The 19,812-nt window shown below is 72.8% G+C and carries 17 protein-coding genes and 1 pseudogene; 8 read left to right on the forward strand and 10 right to left on the reverse strand.

Annotated elements, in window-relative coordinates:
• Window positions 1-236: 236 nt before the first annotated feature.
• The gene (locus IO29_RS02325; protein ID WP_030377377.1) at window positions 237-1,520 is read right to left on the reverse strand and encodes a M6 family metalloprotease domain-containing protein; all 1,284 of its coding nucleotides are present in this window, start codon (window positions 1,518-1,520) and stop codon (window positions 237-239) included.
• 476 nt (window positions 1,521-1,996) lie between these two features.
• On the opposite strand from IO29_RS02325, the gene IO29_RS02330 reads away from it, so the two are divergent.
• Window positions 1,997-2,689 carry a TetR/AcrR family transcriptional regulator gene (locus IO29_RS02330; RefSeq protein WP_033224867.1) on the forward strand — a complete coding sequence of 231 codons (693 nt, stop codon included), beginning with the start codon at window positions 1,997-1,999 and terminating at the stop codon, window positions 2,687-2,689.
• A 277-nt stretch (window positions 2,690-2,966) separates the two neighbouring features.
• Window positions 2,967-4,526, forward strand: coding sequence for an MFS transporter (locus IO29_RS02335; RefSeq protein WP_030377379.1), 1,560 nt, complete (start codon window positions 2,967-2,969; stop codon window positions 4,524-4,526).
• Window positions 4,527-4,546: 20 nt separating this feature from the next.
• Here the strand turns inward: IO29_RS02335 and IO29_RS02340 are convergent, their stop codons facing one another.
• A complete protein-coding gene (locus tag IO29_RS02340) occupies window positions 4,547-5,050 on the reverse strand; it encodes a MarR family winged helix-turn-helix transcriptional regulator (RefSeq protein WP_030377380.1) in 504 nt (167 codons plus the stop codon).
• 110 nt (window positions 5,051-5,160) lie between these two features.
• On the opposite strand from IO29_RS02340, the pseudogene IO29_RS02345 reads away from it, so the two are divergent.
• Window positions 5,161-5,932, forward strand: a pseudogene (locus tag IO29_RS02345) (dioxygenase).
• A gap of 315 nt (window positions 5,933-6,247) precedes the next feature.
• Window positions 6,248-7,246 carry a sigma-70 family RNA polymerase sigma factor gene (locus IO29_RS02350; RefSeq protein WP_030377381.1) on the forward strand — a complete coding sequence of 333 codons (999 nt, stop codon included), beginning with the start codon at window positions 6,248-6,250 and terminating at the stop codon, window positions 7,244-7,246.
• A 349-nt stretch (window positions 7,247-7,595) separates the two neighbouring features.
• Here the strand turns inward: IO29_RS02350 and IO29_RS02355 are convergent, their stop codons facing one another.
• Complete coding sequence (locus IO29_RS02355; RefSeq protein ID WP_030377382.1) at window positions 7,596-8,591, reverse strand: helix-turn-helix transcriptional regulator; 996 nt, start codon at window positions 8,589-8,591, stop codon at window positions 7,596-7,598.
• Window positions 8,592-8,911: 320 nt separating this feature from the next.
• Between IO29_RS02355 and IO29_RS02360 the strand changes: the two genes are divergently transcribed.
• The 3 genes from IO29_RS02360 (at window position 8,912) to IO29_RS02370 (ending at window position 12,751) form a co-directional block, all read left to right on the forward strand.
• A complete protein-coding gene (locus IO29_RS02360) occupies window positions 8,912-9,673 on the forward strand; it encodes a DeoR/GlpR family DNA-binding transcription regulator (protein ID WP_030377383.1) in 762 nt (253 codons plus the stop codon).
• Complete coding sequence (gene pfkB, locus IO29_RS02365; RefSeq protein WP_030377384.1) at window positions 9,670-10,617, forward strand: 1-phosphofructokinase; 948 nt, start codon at window positions 9,670-9,672, stop codon at window positions 10,615-10,617. The genes IO29_RS02360 and pfkB overlap by 4 nt, the downstream gene beginning before the upstream one ends.
• Before the next feature lie 94 nt (window positions 10,618-10,711).
• Window positions 10,712-12,751 (forward strand): PTS fructose transporter subunit IIABC, encoded by a 2,040-nt coding sequence (locus IO29_RS02370; protein ID WP_030377385.1) that lies wholly within the window; start codon window positions 10,712-10,714, stop codon window positions 12,749-12,751.
• Between the two features lie 193 nt (window positions 12,752-12,944).
• Here the strand turns inward: IO29_RS02370 and IO29_RS02375 are convergent, their stop codons facing one another.
• The 3 genes from IO29_RS02375 to IO29_RS02385 all read right to left on the reverse strand — a co-directional run bounded on the left by IO29_RS02375 (window position 12,945) and on the right by IO29_RS02385 (window position 16,353).
• Window positions 12,945-13,724, reverse strand: coding sequence for a DUF6227 family protein (locus IO29_RS02375; protein ID WP_030377386.1), 780 nt, complete (start codon window positions 13,722-13,724; stop codon window positions 12,945-12,947).
• Between the two features lie 169 nt (window positions 13,725-13,893).
• Window positions 13,894-15,174 carry a L,D-transpeptidase gene (locus IO29_RS02380; protein ID WP_420705349.1) on the reverse strand — a complete coding sequence of 427 codons (1,281 nt, stop codon included), beginning with the start codon at window positions 15,172-15,174 and terminating at the stop codon, window positions 13,894-13,896.
• Window positions 15,175-15,315: 141 nt separating this feature from the next.
• A complete protein-coding gene (locus IO29_RS02385) occupies window positions 15,316-16,353 on the reverse strand; it encodes a P1 family peptidase (protein WP_030377388.1) in 1,038 nt (345 codons plus the stop codon).
• 79 nt (window positions 16,354-16,432) lie between these two features.
• Here IO29_RS02385 and IO29_RS02390 point away from each other — a divergent pair, with 79 nt between their 5' ends.
• Window positions 16,433-16,618, forward strand: coding sequence for a hypothetical protein (locus IO29_RS02390; RefSeq protein WP_030377389.1), 186 nt, complete (start codon window positions 16,433-16,435; stop codon window positions 16,616-16,618).
• 92 nt (window positions 16,619-16,710) lie between these two features.
• On the opposite strand, the gene mscL is transcribed toward IO29_RS02390, so the two are convergent.
• The 4 genes from mscL to IO29_RS36155 all read right to left on the reverse strand — a co-directional run bounded on the left by mscL (window position 16,711) and on the right by IO29_RS36155 (window position 19,790).
• The gene (gene mscL / locus IO29_RS02395; RefSeq protein WP_030377390.1) at window positions 16,711-17,202 is read right to left on the reverse strand and encodes a large conductance mechanosensitive channel protein MscL; all 492 of its coding nucleotides are present in this window, start codon (window positions 17,200-17,202) and stop codon (window positions 16,711-16,713) included.
• Window positions 17,203-17,321: 119 nt separating this feature from the next.
• Complete coding sequence (locus tag IO29_RS02400) at window positions 17,322-18,107, reverse strand: RcpC/CpaB family pilus assembly protein (RefSeq protein WP_078618057.1); 786 nt, start codon at window positions 18,105-18,107, stop codon at window positions 17,322-17,324.
• A 221-nt stretch (window positions 18,108-18,328) separates the two neighbouring features.
• Window positions 18,329-19,282, reverse strand: a complete 954-nt coding sequence (locus tag IO29_RS02405; protein ID WP_234307371.1) for an S-methyl-5'-thioadenosine phosphorylase — start codon at window positions 19,280-19,282, stop codon at window positions 18,329-18,331.
• A gap of 166 nt (window positions 19,283-19,448) precedes the next feature.
• Window positions 19,449-19,790 carry an FmdB family zinc ribbon protein gene (locus IO29_RS36155; protein WP_078618058.1) on the reverse strand — a complete coding sequence of 114 codons (342 nt, stop codon included), beginning with the start codon at window positions 19,788-19,790 and terminating at the stop codon, window positions 19,449-19,451.
• Window positions 19,791-19,812: the final 22 nt, after the last annotated feature.

Below are 19,812 nucleotides of genomic sequence, written 5' to 3' on the forward strand. Positions count from 1 at the left end.
GCGGAGGCCGTCGCCCCGGGCGGGGGTGGGGTTCGGGGGCATGGGGGTCACGGTAGTGCGGGTGGGGTGGGGTGGCTGTTGCGCCTGAGGGCTCGGGGGGTTGTGTCGTTCTGCGGGTGCGGGTGCGGGTGCGGGTGCGGGTGCGGGTGCGGGTGCGGGTGGTGTGTGGTTGCTCGCGCGGTTCCCCGCGCCCCTTCGGGGGCGCCCCTTCGCGGCGCCCCCTTTCGGCGTGGCCCCTACCCCCTCGTCACCCGTATCCGGTAGTTGCCCCTGGTGTCCTTGGGGAGGACCGTCACCGTGAGGTGGCGGGTGGGGTCGCGGAAGGTGTCGCCGGGGGTGAAGGTCGCGTCGGAGAGTTCGGCCTGGACGTTGGGGGTGCGGGTGCAGCCGCCGCTGTCGTGGTGGGCGTCGCGCACGGTGATCGGGCCGTCGCCGGTGTCGACGTCCGCGTCGACCCGGTAGACCAGCACCCCCGGCCGGCACACCGCCGCGTCGTTGCCCTCCTTGGTGCGCAGCTCCAGCGCGTACCCCGTGCGCCCGCTCAGCGGGACGACGACCAGCTTCACCCCGCCCGCCCGGGCCAGCGGCGTGAGCGTGTACTCCCGGCTGCCGCGGTCCGCCGCGCACCGCACCTGCGTGTCGTCGAGCCAGCCCAGCTTCCACTTGTGCCAGCCGAGCAGGTCGTTGTCGGCGCCCCAGTCCTCGCTCATGATGTCCCAGTGCCCGACGGCCCCGCCGCCGTCCTGGGTGTAGAGGTCGGGCAGCCCGAAGACGTGCCCGTTCTCGTGCGGCAGCACCCGGTAGCCGGTCCGCCCGTAGGAGCCGGAGCCGTCGTCCTGGCGGCTGTAGACGAAGGACGCGTTGGCCACCGGCACGCCGTCGGCGACCGGGGCCTCCGCGTTGCCCGCGAACGTCACCGACAGCACCGTGTCCAGCGCGGAGGGGCCCGCGTTGGGTGTGACCAGCACGTTGAGCAGGTCGTAGGCACGGAAGTCGACCTGGGCGTCGGCCTCGGCCACGATGTCCTGGACCAGGTCCCGGTACGCGGGCTCGAAGGGGGCGCCGCGCTCTATCCCGTACGCCTTGAACGGCTTCGGCATCCGCAGCCAGTGCGTGACCGGGGTCTCGGGGCGGTAGTCGAGGCGGCCGTAGGAGCTGGTGGCGAACCACTTCCGGGTCTGCGGGAAGAACTCGTGGAACCGGTCCATGGCCCTGCCCTCGCCGGGGGCGTCGGAGAAGTCGACCATCAGGGTGAGGGCGTGCACGGTACCGGTGGAGCGGGCGTAGCCGGACGGGGTGGGCAGACCCTCCGACATCTGTACGCCGTCGTCGCCGTGGATCGTGCAGGAGCCGAGCGAGGCGGCACGGGCGGGGGCGGCGGGTCCCGCCGTCGTGGGGCCCGCCCGGAGCTGACCTGTGCCGGCGGTGGAGACCGCCAGGGTCAGCGCGGTGACCGAGGCGAGGGCGGCGGCGCGGCGCGGGCGTATCCGTCGGCGCGGGCGTATCCGGCAGTGGACCATCGGCACAGGCGACCCCTCCGCTCCAGGCAGCCACCCGGCGTCACGGCTGCTCCCCTTTCGCTCACCCTCCGTGACCTGGGGTGGAGCCGCGCGTTGAAGGGGACCGATCGGGTTCGGGGCGGCGCTCGGCGAAGTTCCCGAAGGGGCCTCGGGGGCGGCCTCGAAAGGCCTCGAAGAAGGGACCTCGGGGGCGGCCCCGAAGGGCCTCGGAGGCGGGCCCCGAACGGCCTCGGAGGACGGTCCCGGAGGGTTTCCGAGGGGGTGTGACGCAGGTCACGACATGACTTCCCGGCGGCCCGGAATTAACGGGGACCCGTTCCCCGTTTAGCTGACTGTCCGGCTGAAGCGGGGAACGGATCCCCGGTTCGAGCGGGGGGCTCGGGGAAGAGCCCGCGCACCGCGGTCCCGGGGAAGAGCCCGCGAACGGCCGGACACCGAAAGCCCCACCGGGGACCGGAAAGGACAGGGAGGACGCCGTGGAGACCGCGACACCCGTGCAGCAGCGAGCGACCCGGCCGCCGCGCGCCGACGCCCTGCGCAACCGGGAACGCATCGTCGCCGCCGCCCGGGAGATGTTCGTCGAGTTCGGCCCGTACGTGCCGCTCGACGAGATCGCCCGCCGCGCCGGTGTCGGCAACGCCACGGTGTACCGCAACTTCCCGGACCGCGAGGCGCTGGCGCTCGAGGTCGTCTGCTCCGTCATGGACCGGACGGCCGAGGCGGCCGAGGCGGCCCTCGCCGAGAGCGGCGACGCCTTCGAGGCGCTCTCCCGGTTCGTGCACGCCTCCGTCGATGAACGGATCGGCGCGCTGTGCCCGATGCTCCAGGGGACCTTCGACCAGCACCACCCCGATCTTGACGCCTCCCGCCACCGCCTCGAGGACCTGGTGGAGTCGCTGATGGACCGGGCCCGCAGGGCGGGACAGCTCCGCCCCGACGTGGCCGTCGGCGATGTGATGGTCGCCGCCGCCCAGCTCAGCCGCCCGCTCGCGGGAGTGATGTGTCTGAGCATCGACCGATTCGTCCACCGTCATCTCCAGCTGTTCCTGGACGGACTGCGGGCCCCGGTCCGCTCCGAACTGCCGGGTACGGCCGTGACCATGGAGGCTCTCCGCACACCCTGCCCCGACCAGCCGATGAGTTCCGAGCAGCCCGGCGGTCATCACTGAGACCCCCACGCCTCACCCCATAGACCACTCGCACGCATCACGGCACCACACAGACCAACCACAGGCACCACACAGACCACAGACGCCATACAGACCACAGACGCCAGGCGCCGCGGCCGTCGACGAGGACGGGCCGGGCCCCGGTCACACGTCCGCGTCCGCACCTCCGCGTCCGCACGTTCGCACGTCCATGCGTTCGCGTTCTTCCGTCCTGACGCAGCGGTACGACTTCCGCCGTTGCGTTCCTCCCTCACCAAGTCCCGGAGTGGGTACACCCATGTCTGACACAGCCCCGGCCGCCGCCGAGGCGGCGCCTCGATCCGACGGCACGTCCGGCCGCACGCACAATCCCTGGAGGGCGCTGATCTTCATCGCGCTCGCCCAGCTGATGGTCGTGCTCGACGCGACCATCGTGAACATCGCCCTGCCCTCCGCCCAGCAGGACCTGGGCATATCCGACGGCAACCGGCAGTGGGTCATCACGGCCTACGCGCTCGCCTTCGGCGGTCTGCTGCTCTTCGGCGGCCGCATCGCCGACCTGTGGGGCCGCAAGCGGACCTTCGTCGTCGGCCTGGCCGGCTTCGCCGCTGCCTCCGCGCTCGGCGGTGCCGCGCAGAGCGGCGCCATGATGTTCGGCGCCCGCGCGCTCCAGGGCGTCTTCGGCGCGCTGCTCGCGCCCGCCGCGCTGTCCCTGCTCGCGGTGATGTTCACCGACGCCAAGGAGCGCGCCAAGGCGTTCGGCATCTACGGCGCGATCGCCGGTGGCGGCGGCGCCGTCGGCCTGATCCTCGGCGGCTTCCTCACCGAGTACCTGAACTGGCGCTGGACGTTCTTCGTCAACATCCCGTTCGCGCTGGTCGCCGCGCTCGGCGCGTACTTCGTCATCCACGAGCCGGCCGGCGGCCGCAACCGCTCGTCGCTCGACATCCCCGGCGTGATCCTGTCCACCCTGGGCCTGGTCTCGCTGGTGTACGGCTTCACCCGCGCCGAGTCCGAGGGCTGGAGCGACGCGACGACCATCGGTCTCTTCGTCGCCGCCGGGGTGCTGCTCCTCGCGTTCGTCCTGACCGAGGCCAAGGTCAAGGCCCCGCTGCTGCCGCTGCGCGTCATCACCGAGCGCAACCGCGGCGGTGTCTACCTCTCCCTCGGCCTCGCGATCATCGCGATGTTCGGTCTGTTCCTCTTCCTGACCTACTACCTCCAGGCGGTGCAGGGCTACTCGCCGGTCAAGACCGGCTTCGCCTTCCTGCCGATGATCGCGGGCATGATCACGGGCTCCACGCAGATCGGCGCCCGGCTGATGACCCGGGTTCCGCCGCGGCTGCTGATGGGTCCGGGCTTCCTGCTCGCGGCCGCCGGCATGCTGGTGCTGACCCAGCTGGAGATCGGCAGCTCCTACGCCACCCTGCTGCTGCCGGGCCAGCTGCTGCTCGGCCTCGGCATGGGTACGGCGTTCATGCCGGCGATGTCCCTGGCCACGTACGGTGTCGAGCCCCGGGACTCCGGTGTCGCCTCCGCGATGGTCAACACCTCGCAGCAGGTGGGCGGCGCGATCGGCACCGCCCTGCTGAACACCATCGCCGCGTCGGCGACCGCCTCGTACATCAAGGACCACCTCGCGGGGAGCGGTTCGAAGACGCAGGCGCAGTTGGTCCAGCTCCAGGGCCAGGTGCACGGTTACACCAGTGCGATCTGGTTCGCCGTCGGCATCCTCGTGGCGGCCGCGGCCATCGCGATGACGCTGATCAACACCGGCCGCCCCGGCGCCGGCGTGGGCGTCGGCCAGGCGGCCGGCGAGGCGGAGGACGAGTTCAAGATCCCGGTGGTCGCGCACTGACCACGGGATGAGGGGGGCGGTCAGCGGAGCCAGGGCAGGTCCGCGCCCGCCTCCTTCGGCTGGAGTCCCTCGGCGACGATCTTCATGATCTCGCCGAGGGACTTCTGCTGTTCCGGGGTGAGCCGGTCGAAGACGGCCTGGCGGACGGCCTCCACATGGCCGGGGGCGGTCCGCCGCAGCACCTCGTACCCGGCGTCCGTGAGCACCGCGAACTGGCCCCGCCTGTCGGAGGGGCAGTCCTCGCGCCGGACCCACCCGCTCTTCTCCAGCCGGGCGACGGCGTGCGAGAGCCGGGAACGCGTGATCTTGGCCTGCATCGCCAGCTCCGTCATCCGCAGCCGCCGCTCCGGCGCCTCACCGAGCTGGACGAGCAGCCCGTAGTAGACGTGCGGCATGTTCGCGTCCCGTTGCAGCTGGCGGTCGAGATGGTCGTCCAGGAGCGTGACGGCGTGCCGGTAGGCGCGCCAGACGCGCTGCTCCTCGACGCTGAGCCAGCGGGTGTCGCGAGGGGATGCGGTGTCCATGGTCCTACTGTACGAGGCATCTTCTTGAAGGTTAAACAACCGAGCGTTACGGTGAAGGGGTGAGCTTGACATTTCAAGTAGATCCCTCCGCGCGCCCCGCACCGGAGCGCATGCCCGCCCTCTACCTCAGCCATGGCGCGCCCCCGCTGGCCGACGACCCCGTCTGGCCCGGCGAACTGGCCGCCTGGTCCGCCGCGCTGCCGCGCCCCAGGGCGATCCTCATGGTCTCCGCCCACTGGGAGGACGCCCCGCTCGCACTCGGCGCGGTGGAGCCGGTTCCCCTCGTCCACGACTTCTGGGGCTTCCCCGAGCACTACTACCGCGTGCGGTACGACGCCCCGGGCGCCCCCGCGCTCGCCGACGCCGTCCGCAAGCTGCTGCGCACGCCCGGCACGCCGGTCCAGGACGTACCGGACCGGGGGCTGGACCACGGGGCGTACGTGCCGCTGGTGGAGATGTACCCGGAGGCGGACATCCCCGTCCTGCAAATCTCGATGCCCACGCTCGACCCCGTACGGCTGATGGAGATCGGCCGCCGGCTCGCCCCGCTGCGGGACGAGGGCGTGCTGCTCGTGGGCTCCGGCTTCTTCACCCACAACCTACCTGGCCGCACTGCGGCACGGCGGGTCGGTGCCGGGCTGGTCGGCGGAGTTCGACGACTGGGGACAGCGGGCGCTGGCCGAGGGCGACGTCGACGCGCTGCTCGACTTCACCCGCACCTCCCCCGCGGGCCGACTGGCCCACCCCCGCACGGAACACTTCGCTCCCCTCTTCGTCACCCTCGGCGCGGCGGACGCGACCGGCGACCTGGGCACACAACGCTCCGTGATCGAGGGCTTCTGGCTGGGCCTGGCGAAGAGGTCGGTGCAGTTCGGCAATTAGGGGCGGCGGGAGCGGACAAATCCACGTCCACAACGAACCGTCGCCGTGGCAACCTTCCGTCGACCGCCCCCGTCTACACAGACAGAGGCCCGGATCACCCCTCTGACCTGGGCCTCACCCCTCCCACACCCCCCACCCGCCCCGTGCAGCCGTGCAGGATACTGCATGATCAGAAAAAAGGACGGCCGGGTTGGGAATTCTGTCCGGATTCCAGTCGTTGTTTCCATCAGATGCAGGGCACCCGACCACAGTGCCAGGCACCTGAACGAAGCACCCGAGAACCACCCGCCAGCCCACCATCGCAAGGGAGCACGCATGGCAACCCGTGCCGTCGCCCGTCGTAAGTCCGCCACCGGCGAGACGGCCGACGCGGCAGGCAGTGTTCGCACCCACGCCGGCGAGATCGCCGACCGCGACCTGGTCGGCATGTACCTCGACGAGATCGCGCGCACACCGCTGCTCGACGCAGCAAAGGAAGTCGAGCTGTCCCAGGTCATCGAGGCGGGTGTGTTCGCACGGCAGATCCTCGACGGCGAGGAGGAGTCCCGCGCGGACGCCTCCCGTGAGGAACTCGAGGCCCTGGTCGCCGGCGGTGAGCGTGCGAAGGACGTCTTCATCCGTTCCAACCTGCGGCTGGTCGTCGCCGTCGCCCGCCGCTACCCGCGCAGCGGACTTCCGCTGCTCGATCTCATCCAGGAGGGCAACGCCGGCCTGGTCCGCGCGGTGGAGAAGTTCGACTACCGCAAGGGCTTCAAGTTCTCGACGTACGCGACGTGGTGGATCCGCCAGGCGATCACCCGCTCGATAGCCGACCAGTCCCGCACCATCCGGCTCCCCGTCCACCTCGTGGAGGAGCTGGGCCGGATCCGCCGTGTGCAGCGCGAGTTCAACCGCGAGCACGGCCGGGACCCGGAGCCCGCGGAGATCGCCGCGGAGCTCGGCTCCAACCCCGAGCGCGTCACGGACGTCCTGGACTGGGCCCGCGACCCGGTGTCGCTGAACATGTCGGTGGACGACGAGGGCGAGACCCAGTTCGGCGACCTGCTGGAGGACACCTCCGCGGTCTCCCCCGAGCAGTCGGTCATGACCCTGCTGCGCAGCGAGGAGCTGGACGACCTGATCGGCCGGCTCGACCAGCGCACGGCGTCCATCATCAAGATGCGCTACGGCATCGACGACGGCCGGGAGCGTACGCTCACGGAGGTCGGCAAGGAGCACGGACTGACCCGCGAGCGCATCCGGCAGATCGAGAAGCACGCGCTGCTCGAACTGAAGAAGCTGGCCCGCAGCACCGGCTTCGACGCGGTGGCCTGACCCCGGCCACCGTCCGCACCACGGTGTGGCGTGGCGCACGGCGCACCGCCCGCGCCACCGCACCACGCGGCGCACGACGTACCGTGTGACGTACGGGCGTCACCCGGGGGCGCGCATCGGCCAGATGTGCGCGCAACGGGGTGCACCTCTGCTTCAAACCGCGGGGTTCGGGGCACAAGAGTTTCGAACCCTGGTACGTGTGTACTGCACGCGCCGCCCGCGGGGCGCGGCCACCCGGCCCGTCCCGCCCCCAGAACCACGTCCCGACGCACTACCCCCCCGGCGCCGGGACCTTCCCAGAGCCGGGCTCCGGTGTCTCCCCCCGACGCCGGAGCCCGGCTCCTTTGCGTCAGCCGCCCGCGTTCACGTCTACGTCTCCGTCCCGGCCCGCGGCGCGTAGGAGGCGGGCCCCCATCCTCCGTACGCGCTCGGCCAGTTCGGCCGGCTGCCGCACCGTGAACTCCACGTCGAGCGCGGCCAGCCGCATCGGCAGCCAGTCCAGCGAGTCGGCCACCCGCGCCCGTATCAGACAGCCGCCGCCGTCGGCCGGCTCGGGGGTGCCCCACCAGTGCGGCAGCCGGTCCGCGAGGACGTCCACCCCGGCGGCGAAGTGCACCTCCAGCTCGTACGCCTCGTTGCGCCCGTACATCGACTGCCGCAGGAACTCCGCCGCGCTGCCCGTCGGCAGCTCCCGGGGCGCGTACCGCGCGCCGGTGGCGAACGGCTCGGCGATCCGGTCCACGCGGAAGGTACGCCAGTCCTCGCGGCCGAGGTCGTACGCGACGAGGTACCAGCGCCGCTCGGTCGACACCAGCCGGTACGGCTCGGTCAGGCGCCGGGACTCCGCGCCGTCGGCGGCACAGTAGGCGAACCGCAGCCGCTCCCGTCCGGCGATCGCCGACGCGATCACGGTGAGCGTCTCCGGGGCGATCCGGGGGCCGTCGCCGCTGGTCAGCGCGGTGGTGGCGGTCTGCAACGCGGCGACCCGGTGGCGCAGCCGGCTCGGCAGCACCTGCTCCAGCTTGGCGAGGGCCCGCACGGACGCCTCGTCGACGCCCTCCACCGCGTGCCCGGCCCCGGCACGGAGGCCGACCGCGATCGCGACGGCCTCCTCGTCGTCGAGCACCAACGGCGGCATGGCGGTCCCCGCCACCAGCCGGTACCCGCCGTCGGCCCCCCGGCTCGCCCGCACGGGATACCCCAGCTCCCGCAGCCGCTCGACATCCCGCCGCACGGTCCGCCGCGACACCCCGAGCCGCTCGGCGAGCTCCCCACCGGGCCACTCGCGCGGCGACTGGAGGAGGGAGAGCAACGTGAGAATCCGAGCGGGGGTGTCGGTCGCCATCCCCGAAGCATGCCGCACTGATAGGACGGGTCCTGTCCTAACGGGTGGGGGTGGCTGAGCCCGGGGGTTGGCTGCGGGAGCGTCGTGGCCGCTCGCGCAGTTCCCCGCGCCCCTGTCCCAGGGGCGCGGTGAGCTGCGCAAAACGGGGCGAAGCCCCGTGCCGGGGTCCAAGGGGCGGAGCCCCTTGAAGGGACGGGAAGGGGAGGGGCGGCGGGGGCGAAGAAACCCACCCGCCCCCACCCCCCGTTTACTTTCCCGAGAGACGGACGTAACCTCCCCCCAAAACCACACACTCGGACATCACCCGGAGACGAACAGACATGTACGCACCGGAGCGCCAGCAGGACATCCTGCGCCTCGCCCGCGACGCCGGCCGCGTCGACGTCGTCTCCCTCGCCGACCACTTCCAGGTCACCGCGGAAACCATCCGCCGCGACCTCAAGACCCTCGACCGCGCCGGCCTCGTCCGGCGCGTACACGGCGGCGCCATCCCCGCCGGCCGCCTGGACTTCGAACCCGACCTCGCCGAACGCGAGTCCACCGCCGCCGACGAGAAGGACCGCATCGCCAAGGCCGCCCTCGCCGAACTCCCGCCCGACGGCACCCTGATCCTCGACGCCGGCACCACGGTCGCCCGCCTCGCCGCCGCCCTCCCGCTGGACTCCGAGCTCACCGTCGTCACCCACAGCCTCCCCATCGCCGCCCGCCTCGCCGACCACCCCGGCATCCAGCTCCACCTCGTCGGGGGGCGCGTGAGGCACCGTACGCGCGCCGCCGTGGACGCCTGGGCGCTCCGCGCGTACACCGAGATCCGCGCCGACGTCCTCTTCCTCGCCGCCAACGGTTTCTCCGCCGCGCACGGCCTGACCACCCCCGACCTCGCCGAGTCCGCCGTCAAGCGCGCCGCCGTCGCCGCCGCCCGGCGCGTGGTGCTGCTCGCCGACTCCGCCAAGCACGGCCAGGAGCACTTCGCCCGCTTCGGCGGCCTGGACGACGTCGACCTGCTGATCACCGACAGCGGGCTGAGCCCGGAAGACGCCGCCGCGATCGAGAGCGCCGGCACGGAAGTGGTACGCGCATGATCCTCACCGTCACCCCCAACCCGTCCCTCGACCGCACCTACGAGGTGCCCTCGCTCGACCGCGGCGAGGTCGTCCGCGCCGTCGGCGAACGCGTCGACCCGGGCGGCAAGGGTGTCAACGTCTCCCGGGCGGTCACCGCGGCCGGCCGGCGCACGGTGGCCGTACTGCCCCTGGGCGGTGCGCCCGGCGCACTCGTCGCCGACCTGCTCGACGCGCAGGGCATCGAGGTCGCGCCCGTCCCCGTGGCCGGGGCCACCCGCTCCAATGTGGCGCTCGCCGAGGCCGACGGCGTCCTGACGAAGATCAACGCGCCGGGCCCGGAGCTGACCCCCGCCGAGCAGGAGGCGCTGCTCGACACCGTGCGGCGGCACGCGGCCGGCGCCGACTGGATCGCCTGCTGCGGCAGCCTCCCACGCGGCCTCGCCCCCTCCTGGTACGCCGACCTGGTCGCCCGCGCCCACGCGGCCGGCGTCCGGATCGCCCTGGACACCTCCGGGCCCGCCCTCCTCCAGGCGCTGCGCGAGCGGCCGGACGTGGTCAAGCCCAACGCAGAGGAGCTCGCCGAGGCCGTCGGACGCCCCCTGGCCACGGTCGGCGACGCCCTCAAGGCCGCCGAGGAACTGCGTGGCCTGGGCGCCGGCACGGTGCTGGCCAGCCTCGGCGCCGACGGGCAGTTGCTGGTGGAGGCCGACGGGGCCTGGTTCGGCAGCGCCCGTGTGGCCGCCGTCCGCAGCAACGTCGGCGCCGGCGACTCCTCGCTCGCCGGGTTCCTGCTCGCCGGCGGCCGGGGTGCGGCGGCGCTCGCCTCGGCCGTCGCCCACGGCGCCGCCGCCGTCCAGCTGCCCGGCAGCGTCATGCCGACCCCGGCCGATCTCGACCCCGGCGCGGTGACCGTGACCTCACGGATCCCCGTCGACCGGCCCCTGACGGAGCCGGCGCCATGAGCCGCGCGCTCACCCCCGTCCTGTTCTCCGTCCCCGTCCCCACCCCCTCCGCCCACGAGCTGTCCCGGGCAATACGCGTGCGAAGGAGCTCGCGATGAGCGAGATGATCACCGCGGACCTGGTCGACCTGGACCTGTCCGCCGACACCAAGGAAGCGGCGGCCCGTGCCCTCGCCGAACGGATGGTGGCCTGCGGCCGGGTGACCGACCTGGAGGGCTTCCTCGCCGACGTCGCCGCCCGCGAGGCACAGATGCCGACCGGCCTCGACGGCGGCATCGGCATCCCGCACTGCCGCAGCGCCCATGTCACCGAACCGACGCTCGCCTTCGGGCGCAGCGCCGCCGGGATCGACTTCGGAGCGGCGGACGGCCCGGCCGACCTGGTCTTCCTGATCGCCGCCCCGGCCGGCGCGGACGACGCGCACCTGACCATCCTGTCGTCGCTGGCCCGGCAGCTGATGAACGACGAGTTCACGTCCGCGCTGCGGACGGTGGACGACGCGGGGGCGGCGGCCGCGCTCATCCGGGGCGAGGAGGCGCCGGAGCCCGGTGCGGAGTCCGGCGAAGTGCCCGCCGAGGAGGCGCCGGAGCCCGGTGCGGAGTCCGGCGAAGCGCCCGCCGAGGGGGAAGCCCGTCCGTTCCGTGTCGTCGCCGTCACCTCCTGCCCCACCGGCATCGCTCACACCTACATGGCGGCCGAGTCCCTGGAGAACGCGGGCCGTGCGGCCGGTGTCGAGGTGGTCGTCGAGACACAGGGCTCGGCCGGTTTCACCCGGCTCGACCCCGCCGTCATCGCCGCCGCGGACGGCGTCGTCCTCGCACACGACGTGCCCGTACGGGAGAAGGAACGCTTCGCCGGGAAGCCGACCGTCGACGTCGGCGTGAAAGCGGGCATCAACCGCCCCGCCGAACTGATCGCCGAGGTCCGCGAGAAGGCCGCCCGAGGCGAGGTCACCGTCACCGCCGACACCGGCGGGAGCCCCGTCGACCGGGCCGGCGAGTCCGGCGAGGGGTACGGCACCAGGCTGCGCACCTGGCTGATGTCCGGCGTCAGCTATATGGTCCCGTTCGTCGCCGCGGGCGGTCTGCTCATCGCCCTCGGCTTCGCGATCGGCGGCTACACGGTCAACAAGGCGCCCTCGGTGATGGACCACTTCGTGTGGACCGAGGCCGACAGTTGGGGCGCGCTGCTCTTCCAGATCGGCGGCGTGGCCTTCGGCTTCCTCGTCCCCGTCCTCGCCGGTTACATCGCCTACGGCATGGCCGACCGCCCCGGCCTCGTCCCCGGCTTCGTCGGCGGGGCGATCTCGCTCACCATCAACGCCGGGTTCCTCGGCGGTCTGGCGGCCGGTCTGCTGGCCGGCGGGGTGGTGATGGCGATCCAGCGGGCGCCGATACCGGCCGCGCTGCGCGGGATCATGCCGGTGGTGGTGATCCCGCTGGTGTCCTCGGCGGTCGTGGGATTCCTGATGTTCGTCGTCATCGGCAAGCCCATCGCCTCCGCGCAGAAGGGCATGACCGACTGGCTGAACGGCCTCGGCGGTGCCAACGCCGTGCTGCTCGGCGCGCTGCTCGGCCTGATGATGTGCTTCGACCTGGGCGGCCCGGTCAACAAGGTCGCCTACGCCTTCGCCACGGCCGGCATCGCGGTCGCCGACCCGAGCGACAGCGCCATGAAGATCATGGCGGCGGTGATGGCGGCCGGGATGGTGCCGCCGCTGGCCATGGCACTGGCCACCACGGTGCGGGGCAGGCTGTTCACCCGCACCGAGCGGGAGAACGGCAAGGCCGCCTGGGTGCTGGGCATCTCGTTCATCTCCGAGGGCGCGATCCCGTTCGCGGCGGCCGACCCGCTGCGGGTCATCCCGTCCTCGATGCTGGGCGGTGCGGTGACGGGGGCGCTGTCGATGGCCTTCGGCGCGACGCTGCGGGCCCCGCACGGCGGCATCTTCGTGGTCCCGCTGATCGGCAACCCGTTCCTGTACCTGGTGGCCATCGCGGCGGGGGTGTGCGTGACGGCGGCGACGGTGATCGTGCTGAAGGGCCTGCGGAACCGGGACGCCCAGGGCGTGGACGGCGCCCCGACGACAGCCGGAGCCGCCGGCACGCCCTCGAAGGAGCGGGTCGCGGCTTGACGCGGGGTGGGCGGGGCTCCTCGCGCAGTTTCCCGGGCCCCTGGAAGGGGCGCGGGAAACTGCGCGATCTTCCGGGGGTCCGGGGGCTTGCCCCCGGGGACGGGAAGGGACGGGAAGGGACGGGAAGGGAAGGGCAGGGGCGGGAAGGGCAGGGGCGGCGGGGGCGAGGAAACCGCCGTCGTCCCCGCCCCGCTCAGCCCCGCCGCGGCTTCGGCCGTACCCGCCCACCGGGCGCCGTCGCCCGTAGCTCCATCGCCGCCCGGGCCGCCCGCTCGCTCGCGTACACCTCGCACATGTGCCGCCCGTCCGGCGTCGCCGTGTGCTCGACCTCCCACAGGGAGATCTCCCGCCCGTCCCGCAGCAGGAACGCGTGCTCGTACAGCGAAAGGCTCAGCCCCGCCCGGCCGGTGCGGCCGGGCCGGCCGAAGGCCTGGGAGATCTGGTGGGCGGAGGCGGAGCTGAGCAGCAGCGCGGACAGCTCCGCGTCCGGGGAGTCGGAGTTCTCCGCGCGGCGCAGCAGCCGTCGTACGTGGTCGGCGGAGCCGTCGGGCACGTAGGAGTGCCGGGGTTCGGGGACGGAGGCCGGGCGCGCCGGTAAGGAGAGCTCGAACGCGGGGGCGTCCGGGGGCAGCGGCAGCCTGGCGGTGGCGGTGTGCAGCTCCTCCTCGTCGACGTACACCTCGTGCTGGAGGAGACCGCCGGGGGCGGTGTTGTGCACCAGTTCCCACAGCGTGAGGGCGGAGCCGTCGGCGAGCAGCCAGGTGTGCCGGTGGGTCTCCCGGTGCAGCCCGGCGCTGTGGTGCGCGGAGTGCAGCGAACTGGAGTGCGCGAGCGCGCAGTCGAGCAGCCGGATCGTCTCGTCGGGCAGCTCGAAGGAGTTCAGGGCGCGGCCGAGCAGCCGCTCGAGTTGCTCCTCCGGAGACTCGGGCGACTCGAAGGGCTCGTACGCTGCGGTCTCGTACGGAACGCTCAAGGTTGCTCCCGGCGTCGCTGCATGTCACCTGGTGGGTGCATACCGTAGCCCCTCGGTCGGACATCATGTCCGCGAACAGAGAAAACCTGCGCACGGAAAACGGGCGGGCCGCGCGGAATGTTCCCGCGCGGCCCGCCCCGTTGCCTCAAACTTCCTCAGGAACCCCTCGTCAGACCGCACTTCCGGCGGTCCACTCGGCCCAGGACATGTTCCAGCCGTTGAGGCCGTTGTCCGGCGAGACGACCTTGTCGGGGGAGTTCTTCACGACCACGACGTCACCGATGAGCGAGCTGTCGTAGAACCACTTGGCGGTCGTGTCGCCCTGCGCGCCCCGCACGTCCGCCAGGCCCACGCAGCCGTGGCTGGTGCCCTCCCGGCCGAAGGGCGGATTGCCCTGGTTGTACCAGTAGTTGCCGTGGATGAAGGTGCCCGAGGAGGTCAGCCGCATGGCGTGCGGGACGTCCGGGATGTCGTACTCGCCGCCGAAGCCGACCGTCGAGCCGTTCATCCGGGTCTGCTGGAACTTCTCGGAGATCACCATCTGGCCGTTGTACGTGGTGTGGTCCGGGCTGCCGGCGGAGATCGGGACCGTCTTGACGGTCTTGCCGTCGCGGACGACCGTCATCGTCTGGGTGGCCGCGTCGACCGTGGAGACCTGGGAGCGGCCGACGGTGAACGTGACCGTCTTCTTCTGCACGCCGTAGCTGTCGTTGGTGCCCTTCACCCCGTCCAGGTCGATCTTCATCGTCACCTTGGAGCCGGCGTCCCAGTACTTCTCCGGGCGGAAGTCCAGCCGCTGGCTGCCGAACCAGTGCCCGGCGATCTGCTGGCCGCTGCTGGAGGTGACGGTGATGTGCGACTGCACGGCCTTCTTGTCGCTGATCACCTTGTTGAAGTTGAACGACACCGGCATGCCCACACCGACCGTGGTGCCGCCGTCGGGGGTGTAGGTGCCGATGAAGCTGTGCGCGGAGGAGACCGTGGTGAAGACGGAATTGGCGGCGGCCGGACGGCCGTTGGAGTCCTTGGCCATCGCCGATATGCGGTACTTCGTGCCGCGCTCCAGCTGCTCCTTCGGCTTCCAGGTCGCCCCGTCCGCCGACACCGTGCCCTCGACGGGCTTGTCGGAGCCGGCCACCGTCATCTTCACCTCGGTCAGCTTGCCCTGGCTGACCTTCACGCCGGTGGCGTTGATGGACGCGTTGTCCGAACCGTCCTCGGCGGAGATGGTGATGCGTGCGGCGGAGGCCTTGGTGTCGGACTTCTGGCTGCCCTTGCCGTTGTCCGCGCTGGCGTCTCCGCCGCAGGCGGTGAGGGTCAGGGCGCCGACCACGAGGGCGGCCGCGGCCCCGAGTACGCGCCGCGCTGTCATGTCCGGCGTTGTCACGAGTTTCTCCCAGTGGTCGGTGAGGTGCGCATATCCGCTGCGATACGTGAAACAAGAGCGCACACCGCGCCGAGGGGTTCCCGTCCGGACCGCCCCGGCCCCGTGGCGTGACAGAACCGGGACAATGTCGCCCCGCCCGGCCGCCGTTGGCCCCCGGCGACCTGGAGAAAAGCACAACAACCGCTCCCGTACGGCGACGACCCGTCAGGAGGTGCCGTACAGCTCCCCGTACGACGGCCAGTCGCCGCCCGGCCCCGTGTACGACGTGGCCGCCCGCACCGCCCGCAGCAGCGCCCGGGTCACCAGGTCCGCGCCCGCCGCGAGCACCTCGTTGAGCGCCAGGGGGTCGCCGGCCGGGAGCGGCCGGGCACCGGTGGCGAGGGCGAACACCGTGTCGCCGTCGTTCAGCAGATGCACCGGGCGCACCGCCCGCGCGATCCCGTCGTGCGCCGTGCCCGCCACCTTCTGCGCCTGCGCCTTCGACAGCACCGCGTCCGTGGCGACGACCGCCAGCGTCGTGTTCAGCGGTGGTGGCGTGTGCCGCGCCGCCGCCTCGGCCAGCCGCCGCCGCGCCGCCTCGTGCACACCGGCCGCCGGATACGCGGCCCGCCGCCCCTGCCAGAGCTCCCCGTACAGCACCCCCGTTTCCGGATCCATCGCCGAACCCGCCGCGTTGGCCACCACCAGCGCGCCCACGGTGATCCCCGAGCCGAGCACCGTGCTCACCGTGCCGATCCCGCCCTTGAGCGCCCCGACCACCGCCCCCGTACCCGCCCCGACGCACCCCTGCGCCACCGCCGCACCGGCCGGCCCCGCGGCGGCCGCCTCCACGGCCGCCCGGCCCATGGCCGAGTCCGGACGGGCCCGGAAGTCACCGCCCCGCCCCAGGTCGAACACGCACGCCGCCGGCACCACCGGCACCACATGCTCCGGACCGGGTCCGACCCGGACTCCGCGCCCGTGCTCCTCCAGCCAGGCCATCACGCCGGAGGCGGAGTCCAGCCCGTAGGCGCTGCCGCCGGTCAGCACCACCGCGTCCACGGTCCGCACCACGTTGCGCGGGTCCAGCGCGTCCGTCTCCTTCGTCCCGGGCCCGCCGCCGCGCACGTCCACGGCGGCCACCGCTCCGCCCTCGGGGGCGAGCACGACCGTCGTCCCGGTCAGCCATCCGTCCCCGGACCGGGTGGCATGCCCCACCCGCATCCCCGGGACGTCCGTCAGCGCATCGGTCTCAGCATCCATCCCCCCATCCTCGCGCCCGGCCGTCCTGCCGGGCACCGGCTCCGGACCCGGCCGTCCTGCCGGGCCGTACGCTGGAAGCATGCACAGCGACTCCACGCCCCCCGAGCCGGCGGCACCGGCGGCTCTCGTCTTCGACGACCCGCTGGATCAGTACCGGCAGTCCTCGGACGACACCGACCGCGGCTGGGGCGAGCGGCCGGCCGGTGACACGAGCGCCGCCGACCTGAAGCGCTTCCTCGACGAGAAGCCCCCGCACCACATCTGAGCGAGCAGGCGGGTACAGCGAGCAGGGGACTGTCCGGACGAGTTCAGCGGCGCGGGGTTCGGACCCGCTCAGCCGCGCGGGGTTGGACCCGCTCAGCCGCGCGGGATCCGGGCGTCGTGGCCGCCGCCACGCTGGGTGACCAGGGTGTCGCGGATCTGCTGGAGGACCTCCAGCTCCGTCACCTCCACCACCGACTCCTTCGTGCCCTCCCGCGCCTTGCGGCGGGCCTCGACCCGGGCCAGGTACTTCGACATCGGCAGCACCATCAGGAAGTACACGACGGTCGCCGTGATCAGGAACTGGAGCGTGGAGCCGAGGACCGAACCCCACGCGATCTGGATGCCCTGGGTGACCGTGCCGTCCTTCGCCACCTCGCAGTGCGAGGTCAGGCACGAGCTGTAGCTGTCCAGGTTCTTGGTGCCGATCGCCCCCACGAGCGGGTTGATGATGCCCTTCACCACCGAGTTCACGATGTTGGTGAACGCGGCTCCGATCACGACCGCGACGGCCAGATCGACGACGTTTCCACGCATCAGGAAGGCCTTGAAGCCCCCCCAGACGCCAGACCCCTTCTTCTCGCTCACCGATGAGCTCCTTCACTGCGGCACGTACTGTGGAACAAACGACTCCGCAACCTACGACAATCAGTCGGGTTCGTGCCCATCGGGTCCACGCGAACGAGGCGTTCCGGATCACCACGGCGTCACCACAGCGTCACCGCCAGCCGCCCTGCCGCGCCCGCTCCGGCCAGCCGGGCGGCGTCGGCGCGGGGGACGGCGAGCACGATCAGCGCGCCGGCCTCCGCCGCGGGCACGGGGCCGGCCCCGGCTCGGGTTCCGTCCGCGCCCGGCGCACCGGGCGGCTCCGGTACCCCCGTCACCCGTGCCCCGGACGCCACGACCCGTGCGGCTCCGCCGCCGTCCGCCGCGATCACGTCGACCCGGTCGCCCGGCCGCAGCAGCCGTACCGTCGCCGCGTCCGCGATCCGCACCGGTGCCGTCACCGTCGCGGCCCGCGGACGCCCCCGGTGCGGCGGGGACGCGACCGGCCCGGCGGTCGCCCCCGCCCGGGCCCGGGGGACGCCGTCCGGGTGCCCGCGCGGGCGTCCCTCGGCGTGCGGGCCCGCCGCGACCAACGCGGCGGCCGTCACCGCGAGCCCCGCCGCCACGGCCCGCCTGCGGTGCCGGACCAGCCGGCGCAGCCGCCCCGCCCCGCCGCGCACCCGCACGGGAGCGAAGTGCGGTACGGCGCAGGAGGGGGGAGTGTCCTGCGGGTCCGGCCGCCGGGGCGCGTCCGTGCCCGGCGCGGCGCACGAGGCGCGGGAGAAGCGGCCCGAGGGCACGGGAAAGTGCGCGGAGAAGTCGGGAAGGGGCGCTGAGGGCTCGGGAAGGCGCGCTGAGGGCTCGGGGAAGCGCGAGGAGGACTCGGGAAGGCGCGCGGAAGGTGAGGAGAAGCGGGCGGACGGCTCGGGAAAGTACGGGGACGTCATGGGTGTCACCACCTGGTTCGTGCGGTCGTGGTCGCGCTGTGCGTTTCCACGATGACGCCCCGCCGCCGACTCCGTCGGAGCCTGTGGACCACCGGCCGGTTGTGGATATCTCGCTCACCCGAACGAGAAATTCCGCCCCCGCTCCCGCCCCGCCTCCGCGCCGCCCTCGCTCCCGCCCCCGACTCAACCCGTCCCGGCCCATCGCCCCACGGCGGCCCCGGCTACGGCAGCGCGAACCCCGGGTCCATCCCGCCCAGCGCCGTCGCGCACAGGCAGTCCCGCTCACCGGCCGGCGGCAGCGCGGCCACCGCGTCGAAGAGCACGCCCCGCAGTCGGTCCACGTTGGCCGCGAACACCCGCAGCACCTCCTCGTGCGAGACGCCCTCGCCGGTCTCGGCGCCCGCGTCCAGGTCCGTGACCAGGGTCAGCGAGGTGTAGCAGAGCTCCAGCTCACGGGCGAGCGCGGCCTCCGGGTGCCCGGTCATGCCGACCACGGACCAGCCCTGCGCCTGGTGCCACAGCGACTCGGCGCGGGTGGAGAACCGCGGGCCCTCGACCACGACCAGCGTGCCGCCGTCCACCGGCTCCCAGTCCCGTCCCCGCGCCGCCTTCAGCGCGACCTCGCGGCCCACGGGGCAGTACGGGTCGGCCAGCGAGACGTGCACGACGTTCGGCACCTCGCCGCCGGGCAGCGGGAAGCCGTCGAAGTACGTCTGCTGCCGGGTCTTCGTACGGTCCACGAGCTGGTCGGGCACGAGCAGTGTGCCGGGGCCGTACTCGGGGCGCAGCCCGCCCACTGCGCACGGGCCGAGCACCTGCCGCACGCCGACCGAGCGCAGGGCCCACAGGTTGGCGCGGTAGTTGATCCGGTTCGGCGGCAGATGGTGGCCACGGCCGTGGCGGGGCAGGAACGCGACCCGGCGGCCGGCGATCTCACCGAGGAACAGGGAGTCGCTGGGCTCCCCGTAGGGGGTGTCGACGCGGACCTCGGTCACGTCGTCGAGGAACGAGTAGAACCCCGAGCCCCCGATGACCCCGATCTCCGCGGCCCCACCGGGCACTCCGGTCTCGGCGGCCACACCGGGAACTCCGGTCTCCGCCGTCCCACCCGGCGCTCCGGTCTCCGCCGTCCCACCCTGCTCCGGCCCCTGCGTGCTCTCCGTCTGCTCCACCATGCCCGCACCCTAGCCGCCCGCCTCCCGGCGCCGGCCGGCCGCGCGTCTTTCGATATCGGAACACCGGCGGACGGCGCGCGAGGACGCCATGGGCGGGCACGAACGCCGAGAACCCCGCCGTCCTACGACGACAGGGTCCACTGGACGTACGGCTGCGGCCGGGCCGTCAGGCCGCCGAGCTGGAAGAGGTGTTCGAAGAGCCCGAGGAGGAGGCGCTCGACGATGAGGACGACGACGAGGAGGAACCGGAAGAGCCGGACGACCCCGACCCCGACGAGGACGACGAGGCCGATGACGACTTCGACGCCGCCGGCGAGGTGCTCGACGACGAGCCGCGGCTGTCGTTGCGGTAGAAGCCGGAGCCCTTGAAGACGATACCGACCGCGGAGAACACCTTCTTCAGGCGGCCACCGCAGTTGGGGCACTCGGTCAGGGCGTCGTCGGTGAACTTCTGCACCGCCTCGAGGCCCTCGCCGCACTCGGTGCACTGGTACTGGTACGTCGGCACTGTGTCTTCCTCCTGGCACTCT

It is taken from the genome of Streptomyces sp. NRRL F-6676, from assembly GCF_000725625.1.
GTDB lineage: Bacteria > Actinomycetota > Actinomycetes > Streptomycetales > Streptomycetaceae > Streptomyces.

Coding starts and splice junctions, on each gene's coding strand:
- IO29_RS02325 (WP_030377377.1), bottom strand. CDS start 1,520: ATGGTCCACTGCCGGATACGCCCGCGCCGACGGATACGCCCGCGCCGC.
- IO29_RS02335 (WP_030377379.1), top strand. CDS start 2,967: ATGTCTGACACAGCCCCGGCCGCCGCCGAGGCGGCGCCTCGATCCGAC.
- IO29_RS02340 (WP_030377380.1), bottom strand. CDS start 5,050: ATGGACACCGCATCCCCTCGCGACACCCGCTGGCTCAGCGTCGAGGAG.
- IO29_RS02350 (WP_030377381.1), top strand. CDS start 6,248: ATGGCAACCCGTGCCGTCGCCCGTCGTAAGTCCGCCACCGGCGAGACG.
- IO29_RS02355 (WP_030377382.1), bottom strand. CDS start 8,591: ATGGCGACCGACACCCCCGCTCGGATTCTCACGTTGCTCTCCCTCCTC.
- IO29_RS02360 (WP_030377383.1), top strand. CDS start 8,912: ATGTACGCACCGGAGCGCCAGCAGGACATCCTGCGCCTCGCCCGCGAC.
- pfkB (WP_030377384.1), top strand. CDS start 9,670: ATGATCCTCACCGTCACCCCCAACCCGTCCCTCGACCGCACCTACGAG.
- IO29_RS02370 (WP_030377385.1), top strand. CDS start 10,712: ATGAGCGAGATGATCACCGCGGACCTGGTCGACCTGGACCTGTCCGCC.
- IO29_RS02385 (WP_030377388.1), bottom strand. CDS start 16,353: ATGGATGCTGAGACCGATGCGCTGACGGACGTCCCGGGGATGCGGGTG.
- IO29_RS02390 (WP_030377389.1), top strand. CDS start 16,433: ATGCACAGCGACTCCACGCCCCCCGAGCCGGCGGCACCGGCGGCTCTC.
- IO29_RS02400 (WP_078618057.1), bottom strand. CDS start 18,107: ATGACGTCCCCGTACTTTCCCGAGCCGTCCGCCCGCTTCTCCTCACCT.
- IO29_RS02405 (WP_234307371.1), bottom strand. CDS start 19,282: ATGGTGGAGCAGACGGAGAGCACGCAGGGGCCGGAGCAGGGTGGGACG.